This is a genomic window from Raoultibacter massiliensis (assembly GCF_900199545.1).
In the GTDB taxonomy this organism is placed as follows: domain Bacteria; phylum Actinomycetota; class Coriobacteriia; order Coriobacteriales; family Eggerthellaceae; genus Raoultibacter; species Raoultibacter massiliensis.
The window spans coordinates 2,478,604-2,495,869 of the sequence record NZ_LT962671.1 but is presented as its reverse complement, the minus strand read 5'-3'; the positions used below and the strand labels follow the sequence as shown (position 1 = coordinate 2,495,869).

At 59.7% G+C, this 17,266-nt stretch carries 10 protein-coding genes and 1 tRNA gene; 5 read left to right on the top strand and 6 right to left on the bottom strand.

All coding sequences use genetic code 11. From position 1 onward, the window contains the following. The first annotated feature begins 25 nt into the window (after positions 1-25). Positions 26-1,111 carry a CapA family protein gene (locus C1719_RS14860; protein ID WP_102375803.1) on the top strand — a complete coding sequence of 362 codons (1,086 nt, stop codon included), beginning with the start codon at positions 26-28 and terminating at the stop codon, positions 1,109-1,111. A 649-nt stretch (positions 1,112-1,760) separates the two neighbouring features. Further along, positions 1,761-2,708, top strand: coding sequence for a LysR family transcriptional regulator (locus C1719_RS14855; protein WP_102375802.1), 948 nt, complete (start codon positions 1,761-1,763; stop codon positions 2,706-2,708). Positions 2,709-2,765: 57 nt separating this feature from the next. Here C1719_RS14855 and C1719_RS14850 read toward each other — a convergent pair whose 3' ends face one another. The 6 genes from C1719_RS14850 to C1719_RS14820 form a co-directional block, all read right to left on the bottom strand. Further along, positions 2,766-4,610: an FAD-dependent oxidoreductase gene (locus C1719_RS14850; RefSeq protein WP_102375801.1), complete on the bottom strand. Its 1,845-nt coding sequence runs from the start codon at positions 4,608-4,610 to the stop codon at positions 2,766-2,768. A 384-nt stretch (positions 4,611-4,994) separates the two neighbouring features. Further along, positions 4,995-5,082, bottom strand: a tRNA-Ser gene (locus C1719_RS14845). 286 nt (positions 5,083-5,368) lie between these two features. Then, the gene (locus C1719_RS14840; RefSeq protein ID WP_219717878.1) at positions 5,369-6,178 is read right to left on the bottom strand and encodes a response regulator; all 810 of its coding nucleotides are present in this window, start codon (positions 6,176-6,178) and stop codon (positions 5,369-5,371) included. Beyond that, a complete protein-coding gene (locus C1719_RS14835) occupies positions 6,171-7,508 on the bottom strand; it encodes a sensor histidine kinase (RefSeq protein WP_180963647.1) in 1,338 nt (445 codons plus the stop codon). The genes C1719_RS14840 and C1719_RS14835 overlap by 8 nt, the downstream gene beginning before the upstream one ends. Positions 7,509-7,669: 161 nt before the next feature. After that, positions 7,670-11,614, bottom strand: coding sequence for a S8 family serine peptidase (locus C1719_RS14830; protein WP_102375799.1), 3,945 nt, complete (start codon positions 11,612-11,614; stop codon positions 7,670-7,672). Positions 11,615-12,473: 859 nt separating this feature from the next. Beyond that, positions 12,474-14,057 (bottom strand): FAD-dependent oxidoreductase, encoded by a 1,584-nt coding sequence (locus C1719_RS14820; protein WP_102375797.1) that lies wholly within the window; start codon positions 14,055-14,057, stop codon positions 12,474-12,476. 307 nt (positions 14,058-14,364) lie between these two features. Between C1719_RS14820 and C1719_RS14815 the strand changes: the two genes are divergently transcribed. Genes C1719_RS14815 through ispE form a run of 3 tightly spaced genes read left to right on the top strand, consistent with a single transcriptional unit; the run spans position 14,365 to position 16,794 of the window. Further along, on the top strand, positions 14,365-15,348 hold the full coding sequence (locus C1719_RS14815; RefSeq protein WP_245874563.1) for a LysR family transcriptional regulator: 984 nt from the start codon (positions 14,365-14,367) through the stop codon (positions 15,346-15,348). Next, positions 15,341-15,838 carry a nucleoside deaminase gene (locus tag C1719_RS14810; protein ID WP_102375796.1) on the top strand — a complete coding sequence of 166 codons (498 nt, stop codon included), beginning with the start codon at positions 15,341-15,343 and terminating at the stop codon, positions 15,836-15,838. The genes C1719_RS14815 and C1719_RS14810 overlap by 8 nt, the downstream gene beginning before the upstream one ends. Further along, positions 15,835-16,794, top strand: coding sequence for a 4-(cytidine 5'-diphospho)-2-C-methyl-D-erythritol kinase (gene ispE / locus C1719_RS14805; protein ID WP_102375795.1), 960 nt, complete (start codon positions 15,835-15,837; stop codon positions 16,792-16,794). The genes C1719_RS14810 and ispE overlap by 4 nt, the downstream gene beginning before the upstream one ends. Positions 16,795-17,266 lie beyond the last annotated feature (472 nt).

The window sequence follows — 17,266 nt, the reverse complement described above, 5'->3', positions numbered from 1 at the left end:
AGGGTGTGTATAAGAGACAGGCCCCATGCTGATCGCGCTTGCCGTGCTGCTCGCGCTGGTCGCTGGGGGAGTGGCGGGCGCGTATGCGCTGGTTCAGAGCGCCTCGCCTCAATCGGGTGCGCCTGCAGGAGGCGATTCGCTCGCCGTTTCGGAAGGCTCCTTCGAGCCGCCTGCTGCCTCTGAGGAAGAACCGACGGGCATAACCATCACGTTCGCAGGCGATTGCACGCTCGGAACCGAAGAGAGCTTCGACTACGAGTCGAGCTTCACGGGCTATTACGATGCGCAGGGCCCCGACTATTTCTTCGCCAACGTGAAGAGCATCTTCGAGGCCGACGATCTTACGGTGTCGAACTGCGAGGGTGTGCTCACCGAGGCCACGACGCGCGAAGACAAGGAATATGCCTACAAAGGCGCGCCGCTGTATGCGGAGATCTTCGCGCGCAGCAGCGTGGAGGCGACCACCGTTTCGAACAATCACATCTACGATTACGGATGGAACAGCCGAGGCGACACGCTTGCTGCCCTCGATGCTGCGGGCGTGACCGCTTTCGGTGACGAGATCGTCGCCTATCGGGATGTGAAGGGCGTCAAAGTGGCACTCATCGGCGCGAACATGCTGAGTTTGGGGCTCGGTATCCAAGATCAGGTGGTGGCGAACATCCAAACTGCGCAGAACGAGGGCGCCCAGATCATCATCGTGTTCATGCATTGGGGCGTCATGCGAGAATACAATCCAACTGACGATCAGATAGCCCTTGCGCATAGCGCCATCGACGCGGGCGCCACGGTGGTGGTCGGCTCTCACCAGCACGTTTTACAGGGGTACGAGAAGTACAACGGGCGCTACATCATCTATGGGTTGGGGAACTTCTGCTACGGGGGCAGCCGCACGCTGTTCGACCCCGATTGCTATATCTTCCAGCAGACGTTCACGGTGGCCGAAGGCGGGATCGAGACCGACGATGCGGTCGAAATCATCCCCTGCCTGATCTCGTCGAACAGCGAGCGCAACAACTACCAGCCCACGATCGCCGAGGGCGCCGACAAAGAGCGCATCGAAGCGAAGATCGCCGACAGCAACGCGAGCATCGCCTCGCGGGCAGAGTAGGGCAGCGGCTGGCTACGGCTGGCGCGCCCGATGGCCCTGAGGAGAAAGTCGCGTCGCCTACCGGCGAGTGCCTGGGCGCCGTCTGTCCCGATTGCTGCCGAGCCTTCGATCCTCTGCAGGCGCTTCCCCGAGCTGCGCTGGGCACGCTTGGCGGCGCAATCGTGCGTTCTCGTGAGAAAAACCTTGACTTGGGTACAGGTTTTTTCGGTTTTGTATGCTGTTTCCTGCCTCCGCGGATTGGGATTTTGCTTCGCGAGGACACGCCGATCGGTAATGCCAGAAGAATCCCAGGTCGAAAGCCGGTCGTTTTTTGCCGCCCGAAGTCTCCGAATGCAGCTGAGAACTTCGAGCGTACAAAACCGAAATTATCCGTCCCCAGGTGCCCCTTTTGCTCACGAGCGTCGTTTGGCGAGCGCCTCGGAGTGCCGTTCGCAAAGCGTGCGTATCTGCACCTGGGAGCTCCGTTTCCTGCGTGAGTCGTTTTGGTTTGCGGATGGGCGAAGGAGCGCCGATATTTCTTGACGCTCGCAGCTTGGCGGGTACCAGATAGTTGGTTGAGGTTTGCTCTGGCGAGAAGAAACCCATGCAGTGAGACCCTTTCTCGTATATGATGAACTAGGGGATGTAATCGGCGTTCTTATGGGGAGCTATGGAGACTGCGCATCTTGTAGAGTTCATCGCGTTTACCGACACGCTCAACTATACAAAAGCGGCCGAAGACCTTTTCATTTCTCAGCCTGCCTTGCGTTCGCACGTCAAGGCACTTGAGAGCGAGGTAGGCATCTCGTTCGTTATCAAGAGAAACGGGGTTCTCGAGCTGACGCCTGGCGGCAAGCTGTTCTTGAAGCATGCGCGCGAAATAGTGAAGATGGCGGATACGGCTCTTCTCGAGTGTCGAGCCCTTTCCCAAAATTCGACGGCGCTCTTGGTTGGAACGCTCGGTTATCCGGTGCTCGAGGAGCATATCGGAGCTGCTCGCGATAGCTTGCGTTCCAGATACCCCGAAGCTCAGGTCGACATACGCTTCGGTTATTCGACGCATGCCAATTTGGCGGCTATTGTCGAGGGAAAGGTCGATATGACCATGTATCCTCGGATTAGGGGCGTCGACGAATCGTGCGTTCCAGATGATTTCGGCTTTCCTTCGGAGGTCGAGGTGTTGCGTCTCGGCACCGAGAAGATATATTTCTGGGTCACGAAGAATAATCCGCTTTTTGAAAAACCCGAGATTACCGCCGAAGATCTGCGAGGCCAATCGCTTCTTCTCGGCAATACTGACAACATGGTATCCGCCGGGGGCAAGTTCGTTGATTACTTCAAGGTTGCGGGGGTTGATATCAAGGTCGATCATCAGCCGTTTGCAACTTATACCGACTATATGTTCTCCACTCCTCACAATGGGTTCGGGATGGTCGTGGAGGCTTTGCATCCGACGTTTCGGTCGCGTAAGGATTTCAGGATGTTTTCCGTCGAAGAGTTCACGGTGGCAGCAGATATGCTGCTCATATATGATCCGAGCGCTTTCGATGATATCGGGCAAATGTATGTGAGTGAGTTGGTGCGGCGAATCCAAAGCAGCGAGCTCTGTTCTCGATAAGACGCACCCCGCTCGATGAGGGGGTGCGTCCTTGCGTGCATTTGGAGCGACCGTCAGCTACGAAGCGTCTTTTCCGTCTGCGGTTATGATGGAGCCTGCGGCTATGTATCCTCCGACGAACGATTGGCAAACGTCACCGTACATTCCGCCGAACGGCTTTCCTGCGATATTGCTTTCTCCGTTGGCGCCGCCAGCCGTATGCCATCCCGCATACAGGCCGGGGATGACTTCGCCTTCGACGTTGATGACCTGCATTTTATCGTTGATGCGCAGACCGCATTTTGTCGTGAAGATGTTTCCGCCGATCGCGGCGCCGTAATACGGCGGCTCGTTGATGGGGATCATCCAGCTCGGGTCGTATTTGAAGGTAGGCATGTTGTCTTCCCCCGCGTCGCACGCTTCGTTCCAGGATTTAACGGCGTTGACGAGCAGCCCCTTGTCGAGCCCGAGCGCTTCTTCGAGCTCCTCGACCGTGTCGCATTTCTTGACGGCCCCGTCTTCCACCATCATCTCGAACCCAGTGCGCCAGTCGCGTTGCCACTCGGGTACGCGATCGATGAGCGGGTCGTCGTCTGGAATGATCTTGCCGACCCTGCAAACTCCCTGCTTGAAATAGTTTTCGGAGACGAGATCCTCGTACTTCGAATCAAAACATACGAAGGTGCGGTTGCCTGGCTGCATCATTTCGACAACGGCTTGGTCGGTCAGGCCGAACACATAGGGCGATCCGGATGGGGCGTAGGGGTAGGGTTGATAGGTTGTTCCCAGGTATGGAACGCGGTCGCCCGAACTGTTGAGAAGGAGCCAGGGCTGGCGCACGGCTTGATTCCCATCCTTGTTGACGTGCGCTGTCATCCGGGTTTCGTATTGATCGTAATCCTTCCACCAGACGCCGCCGTCGTAGCAATGCGAAGAATCGTATCCGGACATATCGGCGCCAGCGCCGATGCCCATGCGGATGCATTCACCGGTGTTGCACGGCGGGCAGGGTACGTTTGCGAAGCCGTCGAAGCTCGATGGCAGGTACTTCTTCAGCATGGCGCGGTTCATCTCGAAACCGCCCGCGGTGAGCACGACGGCCTTTCCGGCGTGAAGATAGGATTCACCGTCGGCTGCGGCGACTTTTACGCCGACAACCGCTCCCTGGTCGACGACCAGCGCTTTCGCCTCGGTGCCCAGTCGAATATCGACGCCCTGTTCGGTAGCGAAGTCGGTGAGGTAGTTGAACGTGTGGTCGTTGATCTTGATGGCATTGGTTTTGGTGATCTGACCGTCCCAATGGAGGCTGCGCATGCCCGACGGGGTGCTGTCGGCGGGCGCCCAGGGCACGCCGAGCGTATCGGCCATCCAATCGATGCAGTGCGGCCCCTCGACCGCTTGCACGCGAAGCAAGGCAGGATCGGCGCTTTGCTGCCAAAGGTCGTTCAGATATTCGACGATGGCGTCGGGGTCATAGGGGTAGCTCGGGTACGCCCATTGAGCCTCTTCGGCCAGTTTGTGCCCGCCGAAGTTGACGAAATGGCCCGAATACCGCGAGGCACCACCCGTAGTCTGGTCCTTTTCGAGCATGATGACATCGTATCCATCCATTGCCAGGCGAATGGCAGACGCCATGCCGCCGCCGCCCGAACCGACGACGATCACATCGGCTTCTCCGTCCCATGAGGCCGGGGGCTCAACGGGGTCGATCGGTGCGGCCTCGGCTTCGAATGCCGCTTTTGCGCTGTCTTCTTTGTCGGAGGCTGGAGTCGAATCGGTTTTGTTCGGCGAGGAGCATCCTGCGAACACGGCGCTTGCCGCCGCTAGCGCTCCTGTTGCAGCCGCTCCTTTGAGAAATCCGCGCCTCGATAAAGCGTGGTGGCTGTCGCTTTGCCCGGTACCCTCGTATTCGTTCTCTTTCATGGTGGAACTCCCTTCCTTTTGAGTGCATCCATCCCGGGATGATATTCATGCTACCCGCCAGATAGCGTGTAGAAAGAGAGGGTTGCGGAAGGGTGGAGCGCGGTTTGCGCGCAGGACGACGAAAATCGAAAGGGGGTGAAGGGTTTTCAACCAGGGGCGCTTGCGGCTCTTGGGCTATAATGCGGCTTCGTTAACGCCGTCTTTATGCCGAATGCGGTTTGATTGTTTTCGCCATAGCTGCTGCGACGTAGCCCAGGTTTTGCGACGAACCCATGAGGGCAGCTGCCCATGCGAGACGCCGGCCATCGAAGTTTCGTCTTGGCTAAGACTGCGCAATAACCGCCCTGCAACAAAAAAACGCCCGTGCGGGCGTTATCGTTTTTATGGCGGAGGAAGTAGGATTTGAACCCACGAACGCGTGAACGTTAACAGTTTTCAAGACTGCCGCCTTCAACCACTCGGCCATTCCTCCGTGTTGCCGTCGACTTCCGATTCCATCGTTTGCGGTGCGATTCCCGAAAGGGTTTCGCGCCGATGCTTCGTTGATATCGGATTGCCAAAGCACGTGTAAAGGATGTTAGCGGATTGCCGTGCAGATGGCAATGTTCTTCCGCCGTTCGGACGGGAGGACCCGGGATGCAGCGCGCGGGTTTTCGCCTATGGGCTCGCCGTGAAATTCGGCTGGCATGCGAGTGCGATGGCGGCTCGCTGGGAAGGGGGCGCCGCCGCGGGATCTTTGGCGCCGTATGCCGTTGCAATTACCGCCGCCGCAAGCCCTCTTCCTCGATTCGCCCGATGGAGAATTCGGCCCAGGAGTATGCGGGAAGGTAGTCGTGGCGGTATTCGTTCACGGCGATCGGATCGCCTGCGAGAAATCGGTAGAGGTCGCAGTCAACTGCTTCGGGGTCGATGGCCAGGCTGTTCCAGCTTTTGACCAGGACATCTTCTGCACCCGCCGCCGCAAGCGCGGCACGCAGATCGGCCACGGCTGTTTGGTAGTAGCTGCGCTGGGTGGCTCCATAGGGCTCGTCCTCCCAAAGCGCCGCGCATGCCTCGCGACTCGATATGCCTGCTCCGCGGCGATCGATCAAAAGCGCCATCAGCTCTTTTGCTTTCGACCGCTTGAACGCGAGCGGCTTGCCGTCGACTTTCACTTCGAAGCCGCCGAAGGTGCGCGCCTGTATGCGCGCATGGGCGTGCGGGTGCCGTTCGTAGATGAAGGTGAGCTCGCGGCGAAGCTCTTCCGCGTCGACGGGCTTGAGCAGGTATCCCGTTGCGTGGAGGGCGAAAGCGTCGAGTGCGTAATTCTCGAAGCTCGTCACGAATACGATGTGGACTTCGGGATGCAGGTCTTTGAGGCTTTTGGCGAAGGCGAGGCCGTTTATACCCGGCATCTCGATATCACAGAACGCGACGTCGATCGTATGCGATCGGGCGTAATCGAGGGCTTCGACGGGGGAGAGGAAGCTCTGAAGGCTGCAATCGTCCACCTCGGCTTCGATCGCTCGGGTGAGATCGCCGAGTGCGAGTGGCTCGTCATCGACGGCCATCATGCGCAGGTTAGTCATGGAATGCTCCCGTCAACGGTATGATGATATGGGCGACGGTTCCTTTGCCCGGGTTGCTGGTGATGCGCAGCGAGCCGTTGCAGGTTGCGGCAAGGCGCGTGCGCACGTTGGCGATCCCCACATGCTGTCTCTCGCTTTGGCCGGGCACGAACGTGCCGTTGCCGAGGAAGACATCCGTGTCCTGCTCGTGGTCAAGAGCGAAGCCCACGCCGTCGTCCTCTACGGTTACAACGTAGGAGTTCGGGAGTTTCGTTGTGGAGATGCGGATGGTGCCGCCTTCGGTACGTTTGGTTACGCCGTGCCGGACCGCATTTTCTGCGAGCGGTTGCACGACGAGCGGCGGCAGGGAGAAATCTGTGGGGCCGATGGCGTACTCCACGCGCAGTCGATCGCCGAAGCGCCGCTGTTCGAGTTCGAGATACGTCTGCACGTGGCGAAGCTCGCGTTCGAAGGGAATGGGGTTTTTACTGGTGAGCGATGCCATGTTTTCCCGCAGGAACCGCGAAAAGCTCGTGACCGCACGGGCCGCTTCGGTCGAATCGGTTAGGCAGAGCTCTCGGATGGCGGTAAGCGTGTTGTAGAGGAAGTGCGGCTGTATTTGACTCAGCATGATGTCGCCGCGCGCTTCGGCAAGCTGACGGCTGCGCTCGGCGAGTTCGGCGCGATGCGCGGCTTGGATGTTCATGAACACGATGGTTGTGGCAAGGGCAACGGCGGTGTTCATGAGCGCAAGGCCGAAGATGGCGACCTGTGCTGCTTCGGCAATAAGGGGCAGAAAAACGTATACGGAGAAGGAAAGGAGCTCCTTGGTGCTCAGATGGGATCGATAGCGAAAAACGATCCATGCGTTGCGTGCGTGAAGCACGATAGGTATCACCTGTCCGAACCAGAACCAATCGCCGCGCACGTATCCTGCTTCCGGCGTGACGCTGAAGAACATGCCGTTGACGAGCGAGGCGACGCATCCCGCAAGGTAGACGATGAACAGCGCCGCGGAAAATCGCAGATAGCCGGCGGGTACCGTGGTTCGCCGCCGCAGAAACGAAACGATGTAGCCCGTGAAGCATAAAAACATGGGAGCGGGCATGACCCAGAAGATAAAGTTTCCGATCGTGAGAACGGAAACTTCGACTGCGTCGAGCGGCGGTGCCCACAGCCATGTCGTCATGTCGCCGATTGCCATGACGACGTTCGCAAAGCAGATTCCCGCAAAGCATTGGTTTACCCGATCGCGCCGGTTATCGACGAGCAGCACGTAAATCGCCATCATCGCGCAGAGGACGGCGCTGTATCCGTCAAGCGTGAGGTTGAGCAGCTCCATGCCCTGCATCGCAATCCATCCTTGTCGTAGTTTTTCGCTCCTGACGTAGCGCCGACATGATAGGGAGGTAGGTGCAACAAGAATACAACAAATGCAAACGAAAAGCCCCTGGCGCATCGCTGAGCGCGCCAGGGGCTGGGTTCGTACCCGAGCCTTTGCTCGGTACCTGTTTATCGGTTCATGCGGCGTCGCACGAGGAGCGCTGCGATTCCCGCCAGTGCGGCTAGGCCTGCGCCAGCCAGTGCGAACGCGGCCAAAGAAGCGGTGTCGTCGCCGGTTTTGGCCAGGTCGTAGGTTTTGTTTGCGTCGGGCGTGTCGAGGTCGGTCGGACCGCCGGTTTGGCCGCCTTCCTTTTCGACAAGCCCTTCGATGGCAAGCTTGAGATCGGCTGCCGCTTCATCCACGGCTGCCTGCTCGTCGATGGTGGGGTTGGATTCGAGCAGCGCTTGTGCGCGCAGGTAGGCCTGGTAGAAAACCTCAGCCGATTCTTCGGTGTACTTCGACATGTCTACGGCGCGCGCCTGCTCGTACCAGTACCGCAGGCCTTCGGTGTCGGCGGCATCTCCTGCGGCCTCGTTCGTTTCCGCACCTGTTGCCACGAACGCGTAGCCGTTGTTCTCGGTTGATCCCTGAAGCTTCGAAAGCACATAGAACGTGCCTTTGTAGGCGAGTGCGGACGGTGCGAGAAGAGCCAGATCGGACGCGCGCTTATCGAATGCGGTGGCGGCGTTGGCAAGCGTGCTTCCGAGAACGTAGGTGTCGGCTGAACCGTCGTCGCTTTCGGGGCCGACGAGCATGAATCCGCCTTTGATCGCGCCCGACGCCACGGGCTGGGCTCCCGATCCTGTGTAGAGCTGCGAGAGGTCGAGCACGGTTTCCTCCATGTTTCCGTCGGCATCGATTTCGATGCACTCGGCACCTGATTGCAGCGCACCCTGGTCATTCGAGTTGTAGCCGCTCGATACGAGGAACATGCCGTCGCTGTAGCTGACTTCGGGCGAGAACGCGGTACGCGAAAGGTCGCCGAGATACTCCCATTCGCTCGCGCCATCGAAGCGGAGAACCGACAAGGTGTCTCCGTTGTCTTCGGAGCCGCCGAACGAGTACAGGTACGTGCCGTCGCTTGCGAGCGTGCCGTACGAGGCCCATTCCGTAGTTGCATCGTCCGATGCCGCCCAGATGCAGTTCCATGCTCCGCTCTGATCGAGCGTCCACAGCGCTTCTTTTTCGCCTGTAACGAGTAGGGCAAGCTTGCCGTCGTATGGCGTGGCGGACATGCCGTGCACCCCATCTGCCCCAGGGTTGACCGAATCGATCACCTCTTGGGGCAGATCGATGGTGGTCCAGGAATCGTCATCGATGCTGTAGCGCTCGAACGACGGGTATATTTCGTTCATACGGAACATGCTGACCTGCGGCATGGCGTAGATATCGCCGTTGTAGCCGACGAGTCGCGCCTTGTCCCACTTTTCGATCGCGTGGGGGAGGGCGAGGTTTTTCTCGTAGTAGGTCGTGGTCGCGCTGCGACCGAGCACGGGGAACTCGCGGGCGTATTCGCCGGTGTCGGTGTTGCGCACGCGAACTTCCACCTGGCCTCCCGTGAAATCGCTCGGGAGCTCGGCGGTGATAACCATCTGGCCGCCTTCGCCCGAGTCGACTTTCGTGACGACGGCGGGCGATCCGTCGACTGCTACCTCGAGCTTATCGACGTCGTGGAACCAGTATCCCCAGATTAAAATTGATTTTCCATCTTGGGAACGCTCGATTCCCGTGATGGCGGGCCCGGGATTGTCGATGCCCTTCTGCACGTCGATCGTGCCGTTGGAAAGGCAGAGTCCTTCTTCGAGGTTTGCCGAGGGGCTTGCGGCGGCGCGCACGCGTGCGGCAAGCTCGATGCCGCGCGAGGTGCTGTTCTCGGCGATCACGGCGGCAGCGCCGGTTACCTCGGGGGCTGCCATCGAGGTGCCCTGGGTGTAGGCGTAGGGCGCGGTCGTTGAGCCGATACCTATGGAATCGACGAGGACACTTTCCCCGATAACGCTGGTCAGGCGTTTGCCGGCAGTCATATCGACGTCCATGCAAGTACCCGTGATTATGAGCTGGAAGTTCTCGTAGTCGATCTCGCGCTCGACGCCGTCTGCGCCGACGACGCTGTCGGGAAGCTTGAAGGTCATGCCTCCCCAGCTTCCGTCGACTGCCATGAAGGAGTTGGCAACCTGCGAGAGCATGGCGGCCTGCTTGCCCGCCCCGTCGTCTTTGGTGAATACTCCGATCGAGATTTGAGCCGAGCGATCCTTCCCCTTTTCGAAGGGGGTGGCGAATCGAATGCTCAAATACTCGGCACTGCCTGCTTCGCGAGCGGCGCTGATGTTGATCGCATCGCTCATGACCATCTGGGTTACGGGGTTGCCCACCGCGTTGGTATCGCCAGTGTATTCGAGCATGAGGCTCGTATCGCCGTCGAAAGAGCGCTCGTCGGTCGTCGACGCCGGGTCGCTCGGCTGCTCGTAGGATCCGTCGGGCCTTTGCTTGCATACCTTGAAATTGAGGTCGACTCCCGTGGCTGCATCGCTTTGCGAATCGAAGCTCTCGTAGAGCGTTGGCGCTGAATCGAGTTCGCCGTTGTAGACCTGCTGTGAAACGGGATAGGTCGAGAGGCTCGTTGATCCGGGGGCGGCGAGGTCGGTGGTCTTTTCGCCGTAGTTGCTGTACAACGAGATGTCTCCGTTCGCGTCGATCGAGTTGACCTCGATCACGTAGGGGTTTTCGGAAAGGAGCGATCCCGAGTAAAAGGTCTTGTCGACATCGGTGTGGGAATTGCCGGTTGCAAAGATCGAGATAGCGCCCTTCTGGTCCTTCTTGGCGCCTAAGCCCACTTCAGTGATGGCGGTGTCGACGATGGTGGACGCGCCGCCGCCGATGGCGAACGAGCAGTTGATGGCTACGAGCGGAACGCCTGCGTTCTGGGCGGCTGCTGCGTAGGCGAAGCATGCGACGATGCTGAGGGTGTCGTCGTGGTGCCTGAGCGCCATGATGCGCGCGTTCTGGGATACGCCCGACGTGCCTTCGCCGTTCCACTCCGCAGCGATGATGCCGGCAACGTGCGTGCCGTGGGAGCTGTCGCTGGCGGCTACGGTGGTGCTGTTGCGCTCCCTGGCGGAGAATCCGTGCGCATCGCCGCCGGGGTAGTTTGCGAGCTCGGGGTAGGCGCTGCTGTCCCAGAGTTTGTTTTCGAGGTCGGGGTTGCTGCCGTCGACGCCGGAGTCGAGCACGGCGATGATCGGGCCGGAGCCGCCAACGCCGGCTTGCTGGTTCCAAGCGGGGTAGTTGATGTCTTCGCCTGCGTAGGCGCTTCCGGCCAGTCGGCCGTCGTTGCGTTTGCCCCATTGAAACTCCGTGGCGTCGACGACGCTGCCTACCGCGCGCACGGCGGCCTCCGGGACGGGGGTATCGGCGGCGTCGGCGGCAAGCGGCGCGATTCTGTTGGCGGGGCCGATGTCGTTCGAATTCGCGTCGTCGGAGGAGCCTTCGTCGGTGGTTGCCGAACCGCCGTTGGGATTGGTCATTGCGCCGGCGCCGCCTTCGCCGGCGTTGTCGGCGCTCTCCACGAGGTAGTTGGGCTCGGCCACGAGAACGCCTTCGGTTGCAAGCAGCTCTTCGATCAGCTGCTCGGTGCTTTTCGATTCGTCGCGCACGCAGATGATGACGGCGGACGGTGTGCTTGCTTCATCATCTGCGGAGAATGTGCTGATTCCCGCGGAAGCATTTCTCATCTCGGCGGGTGCGTCTGCCTTGCCGGCAACCTCCGCAACGGCTTCGGATGAAACATCCATGACCGTTTCGGCGCTTGAGAGCATGCTCATAGCATCGTTGGTGGGCGCGGCAATGTCCGACCGCACAAGAGCGAGCGCCTCGTGTTCGATATAGTCGCCCTGGTTGAGCATTTCTCGAATGCGTTCTGGCTGGGTGGCTGCTGTGCTATCGGCACTTGGCGTCGTGTCGCCGAGCGCTACGATGGGCGTCTGGCCCGCCGCGAGAACAAGCGAGAGCCCCAAGCAGATGGCGATTTGCGCGAATCGACCCGATCTGAACGGCCTGTTCGGATTTTTTCCCATAATCCTTGTTCCTTACTGTCTGCCAACTCGATTGATGCATGCGTGCTTTTCGGAGCACATGCAGCGTCATGGAGCCGAGTATAGGGAAGAAGGTGCATCAAACCTGCAACAGCGGGCGGGGGAAGGGCTGCGGTTGCGGTGCGAACTCGCTGATGCGCGGGCATGGCGGCGCATTGCATTCGAGATAGGTGCGCGCACCGGCGGCCTCGCCCCCCCCGGTAGCCTTGCGCACCCTGGGCAGTCTTGCGAACCCCCGGCAGTCTTGCGCGCCCCGGGCAGCCCCGGGAACCTCGCGCATTCCGAACAGCCCCTGGAGCCTTGCCTCTGGGAACATCGTGCCTTCGGGAGCCTTGTCCACGGAGGCATGATGTTCCCGGGTGAGAGGTTCCCGGGTATTGGAGTCCAGCCCGAACCGTGCACCAAATCCTATTTTTTCGCCGTAAACGATCGATCTGAAGGGATTTTGGCGGCTTTCGGGGCTTTTCGGAGGCGTTGTCGAATGGCCGTTTGGCAAGAAGGTTTCGGGCGCTGCTGTGAGCTGGGGTTTCTCGTGCTCCGCAGGGGACGTTTTCTCTGCGGTTTGGGAGGGTTCCTTCAGATCGGTTCTTTTCGGCGAAAAATCGCACTTTGGCGTGCAGCGTGGCCGGTTCGCCATCGAGCATGAAGCGATGCAGCGCTCTCGAGTGTCAGGCGGTGCTCTCGAGTGTCGGGCGACAATCTGGACTTCGGGCCGTCGAGGAAGCGCTCAGGTGAGCCGATTCGACGCTGAGAGCGGATTCCTTCAGATGCAAACCGTCATAGCGTTCGAGAAGTGCGGATCGCCGATCGCTTGGTCGGTGATCCGCACGGGGCTGTTCGTCTACTTGTAGGCGTCGATATCGCTCTTGGTCCACTCGGTAAGCGTTGCCGACTCGCGGTCTTCGGTTGCGGCGGCCGCGCCGGCGATCTTGCCGAACACGAGCGCTTGAATGAGGCCGTTGCCGCTCATGTAGGCCGCACCTCCGCGCGAAGAGAATCCCTCGGTGCATCCGCCTGCGGCGTACAAACCTTTGATGAGGCTTTTATCCGTGCGCAGCACATGCCCCGCCACGTCGGTTGCCATGCCGCCTTGCGTGTGGCGAATCTCACCGGTGATCTTAAGCGCGTAGTACGGCGCATCGAAGCCGGCGGGCAGGTGGGCGCGGTTGAACTTGTCTTCGCCCTTTTCAATTGCCTCCTGGTATTCCGCGATCGTCTTTTCGAGCGTAGCCGCATCCGCTCCGATCGCCGCTGCGAGTTCGGCGGCGCTTCCGGCTTTCATAACGATGCCGGCTTCTTCCCACTCGGGAAATTTCACGCTCTTCTCGACCTGGGTGTCGGTGAAGCAGAGATAGGCGATGTGATCGGTTTGGGCGAGCACGTGCGGAGAGAGTTCGGAATATCCGCCGTACTCGCTCATGAAGCGGTTGCCTTCCTGGTTCACGATGATGCCGCCGTTGTTGGCAATTCCCTGTTCAAGCGTCTGGTCGTTGTCAACGCCATGGAATGCATGTCCTTGGTAGGCTCCCATGTTTTGAAGTTCGGCGCCAAGTTCCTGCGCCCAAAGGATGCCCTCGCCCGTGGCTCCGGGGGCAACCATCTTGAAGGCGTCGACTGCTTCGGGACAGTACTGTGCGAGCATGTCGGGGTTGTTGGCGAATCCGCTTGATGCCAAAACGGTGTTCTTCGCAATGAAGGCGACCTCGTCCCTGCCGTTTTTACCGTACGCTCCTACGACGGCGTCCTCGTCATCGGCGAGCACGAGGCCGAGGATCTCGCAGGAGAGCATTTGGGTGATGGCGCTGTTTTCGCCCATGCTTGCGATCAGGGCATCGGTGAGGCCTTTTCCGGCATCGTTGGTCGTATGCATGCGATGGGCGGTTTGCCCGTAGTACAGTGCGGCATCGATGGTCCATACAGCGCCGTGCGATTCAGTCCACTCGACGATGTCTTTCGACTGCTCGGTCACGGTGTATACGAGATCGGGGCGCACGCTGTAGTTGTTCGGGCGCATGATGTCCATGACGCAGGCGCCGATGCTGTCGCTTTCGCCCATGTCGGTTTGCTGCTTGGTTCCGACTGCGGGAATCTTGCCGCTCGAGAGCATGGTGGCGCCGCCGAGCACGCTCATCTTCTCGCAAAGTACGACGTTTGCACCCTGTTCGGCCGCGCTGAGCGCCGCGCAGATGCCCGCGCCGCCTCCGCCGATCACGAGTACGTCGGTTTCGGTCTGCTGCATGTTTGCGACATCGCTTTGGCGCTTGGCGTATTTATATGCTGCGGATTCCTGCGATGAGCCGGCCGCGGGTTTTTCTCCGGCCTCCTTATCCGATGGGGCGCATGACGAAAGTGCTCCGGCGGATGCGACGGTTACCGATCCGATGGCCAATCCCTTGAGCAGGTCCCTACGAGTAAGATTTCCCATGGCAATCTCCCTTCCTTGTGCGTTGTTGTGCGGTGCGAGTTCCTCGGCTCGCGTTATTCGGCACTATACGTTCGGAGAATCGAAGCGAAAAGAAACTCTTTGGCGCCTCTATACGTCAACTCGGAATTTACGTTTCGGTATAAGGCCACGTCAGGAGATCTGTTCCGGGTATCGTTCTCGACATGCGTCCTTGTGCATCAGACATGTGGTCTTGTGAATGCAGGCGTTTTGCCTATACTGAGCCCATGGGATGGCCGCACGGCAGTTCGTTTCGGCTGGCTTGCGGCAATGGGATGAACCGATGGCCATGGGGGTGGAAACTGTGGCGAAGTTCCGTATGGATACCGATCAGAAACGCTACTTTTGCACGCTTAGCTCTGCCGGCAATATCACGCAGGCGGCGAACGCGCTGTATTTGTCACGGCAGGGCCTCTCGAAAAGCATGAGGGCCCTTGAGGCGCAGATCGGCGCGCAGCTGTTTGTTCGGGGGAAGAAGGGCGTCGAGCTGACGGAGGCGGGCCGCATCCTTTTGCGCTACCTTCGCGAGGAAGACCGGCTGTGGGATGCGTGCGTTGCAGATGTTCGGGATGCCGAAAAGACGGCGCCTGAGCTGGTGCGGGTTGGGTTGCTCAGCATGTACGTCGGCTACGATCAGAAGCGCGATCTCCTGGCAAGCTTTCAGGGCGATGCGAGCATCAGAATCGAAATCGTCGACGGGGATCACGATGCCTTTTGGGATGCCATTGCCGAGGGCGAGATGGAGTTCGCTTTCACCGTCAAGCCGCCTGATGACTTCGGCCTTCCGACAATCAAGCTTTGCGACGACAGCCTTTCCGTCCTGCTGAGCGTGAACGATCCGCTCGCTCGGAAGAAGTGCATCGATTTCGAGACCGATTTGCGGGGTAAAACCGTAATCCAGACGAGCCCCTATAAGGGTCGGCTGTACGAAACGGCGTTCAGGAATCACGGCATTAAGTGCGAGTTGCTGTTGCACGATAAGAACCTGATGCTTGCACAGGTATCTACAAGCGAGGATTGCTTCATCATCCAAACGCACTATGCAAAAGCGCTGGTAACCGATCAGGTGTGCATGCGCCTGCTCGTGAATGCCCCGATCGAGATGGATTCGATGTTCGTGTTCAGGCCCGACTTGAGCGAAACGGGGCGGGTCGTGGCAAGACGGCTGCTCGAGCGGTATGGCAAGGAAGCGGAGCTCGATGCGTTCTTCGAGACGGGCGAAGAGCAGGCAGAGTGCGGGCGGGAGATCGTCTATAATAGTTGCCATGACTGACGAAGAGTACATGGGGCTTGCGATCGAGCAGGCCCGCAAGGCCGAAAGCCTCGACGAGGTTCCGATCGGGGCCATCGTCGTCTACCACCCCATCGATCCTGCCACGCGCAAGCCGCTGGCCGAACCGCGCGTGATCGCTTCGGCGTGCAATCTTCGCGAAAGCACGCAGGATCCCGCAGGTCATGCGGAGTTCTTGGCCATGAAAGCGGCGGCGGAAGAGCTTGGCGTGTGGAGGCTCACCGGCTGCACCGTGTACGTGACGCTTGAGCCGTGCATCATGTGCGCGGGGCTCATGCATCAAGCCAGAATCGACCGTTGCGTGTTCGGCGCGCCCGATCCGAAGGCGGGGGCTGTGGGAACGTTGTATCGAATCAACGAAGACGAGCGTCTCAACCACGTCTTCGAAGTTTTAGCGGGGGTCCGTGAAGAGGAATGCGCGGATCTGTTGAGCACGTTTTTTTCAAACAAAAGGAAGAAAAAGAAAGCATGAACGAAAACGCACCCATGGTAGTGTCCGATCCGCTGGCCGCTTTCGAGCGCGAGGGTATGGTGAAGCTCGTCGCGCCGGCGAAAACCAACTTGTTTCTCAATATCGGAGAGAAGCGTCCCGATGGATACCACGAGGCCACGACGGTCATGCATGCGCTCACGCTGCACGACGTGCTCCATATGGACTGCATCGCGCAAGGTGGTGGAGGTTTGCAGATCGAGGTATCTTGCCACGCGCGCGAGGGTTTGGAGCAGTTGAGCATCGCTTCAGAGGACAACATCGTGCACAAGGCGATCGCTCTGCTTGCCTGCAAGCTCGGCCGCTCGGAAAACGAATTGATTTCCGTGCGCATCGAAAAGCACATTCCCCACGAGGCGGGGTTAGGCGGGGGATCGTCCGATGCCGCCGCCGCCTTGGTCGGCGCCGCAAAGCTCTGGGGCGTCGATGCCGATGCGCCGGAAATTCGCGAGGCCGCATGCGAGCTGGGTGCCGATGTGGCGTTCTTCCTTCACGGAGGATGCGCGTGTCTGACGGGTGCGGGAGAGGTGTTTCACCATACGCTCGATCCCATGAAAAAAGCTGCGGTTCTCGTGAAGCCCGAAGGCGGCGTGTCTACTTCGGCGGCGTATATCGCGTTCGATGCCGATCCTGTTGCACTTGATGCTGCAGACCAAGAGGCCGCGCTTGCGGCGGTTTGCGCTGAAGACGTCCCGCTGCGCAACAACCTTGCGGCCGCTTCGGAATCCCTTTTGCCCGGGCTTGCGGAGATGCTTGCGTGGTTGGCCGATCAGGAGGGCGTCGAGGGCTCGCTCATGTCGGGAAGCGGGTCGGCTGCATTCGCCGTTTGCGCAACGTTCGACGATGCATGTCGAATCGTCGCCGCAGCGCGCAATCGCGGGTGGTGGGCGCGAACGACCGCATTCAGCTCGGCGCGTGCGGCGGTGATCCCCCGGTAGCGAGCGTTTGGCTTCGTTGCGGGCCCGCCCCGAACTCGGCCGACCTGCGGCCGCTCCTCGTTTGGACGGGTTGATACACCAACGTTCGGGATGCTGCCTCGGCGGCGCTTGTTTGGGATGAGTTTGACGATCGATGCGCCTGAATTGCACAGTTTTTGCCAGATTCATACATGCCTGTTGGGGGACGTTCTTCCGAATTGGCGCTCGAAGCTTTTTGATCAGGCGAAACGGTTTCCTCCCAATTCCGTGAATGCGAATCGGAGGACATTTCGGCGCTAGGTGCCACCGCAAATGTATGAATCTGGCAAAAACTGTGCAGATCGGACTCGTTTTGTCGCTAAACCAGGATTGACCCGCCTTCGGAGACAGGTGCCAGGATTGGTCCGCCTTCGGGGGGTAATCGCCAGGATCGGCCCGCCCTTGCGAGGCGGACGCCGGGATCGGCATGGCCCCGTGAAGCAGACGTTCTGCG

Excerpts from the sequence above, each read along its gene's own strand:
- C1719_RS14855 (WP_102375802.1), top strand. The coding sequence starts at position 1,761 with ATGGAGACTGCGCATCTTGTAGAGTTCATCGCGTTTACCGACACGCTC.
- C1719_RS14810 (WP_102375796.1), top strand. The coding sequence starts at position 15,341 with ATGACTGACGAAGAGTACATGGGGCTTGCGATCGAGCAGGCCCGCAAG.
- C1719_RS14820 (WP_102375797.1), bottom strand. The coding sequence starts at position 14,057 with ATGGGAAATCTTACTCGTAGGGACCTGCTCAAGGGATTGGCCATCGGA.
- C1719_RS14860 (WP_102375803.1), top strand. The coding sequence starts at position 26 with ATGCTGATCGCGCTTGCCGTGCTGCTCGCGCTGGTCGCTGGGGGAGTG.
- ispE (WP_102375795.1), top strand. The coding sequence starts at position 15,835 with ATGAACGAAAACGCACCCATGGTAGTGTCCGATCCGCTGGCCGCTTTC.
- C1719_RS14850 (WP_102375801.1), bottom strand. The coding sequence starts at position 4,610 with ATGAAAGAGAACGAATACGAGGGTACCGGGCAAAGCGACAGCCACCAC.
- C1719_RS14835 (WP_180963647.1), bottom strand. The coding sequence starts at position 7,508 with ATGCAGGGCATGGAGCTGCTCAACCTCACGCTTGACGGATACAGCGCC.
- C1719_RS14840 (WP_219717878.1), bottom strand. The coding sequence starts at position 6,178 with ATGACTAACCTGCGCATGATGGCCGTCGATGACGAGCCACTCGCACTC.
- C1719_RS14815 (WP_245874563.1), top strand. The coding sequence starts at position 14,365 with ATGGGGGTGGAAACTGTGGCGAAGTTCCGTATGGATACCGATCAGAAA.
- C1719_RS14830 (WP_102375799.1), bottom strand. The coding sequence starts at position 11,614 with ATGGGAAAAAATCCGAACAGGCCGTTCAGATCGGGTCGATTCGCGCAA.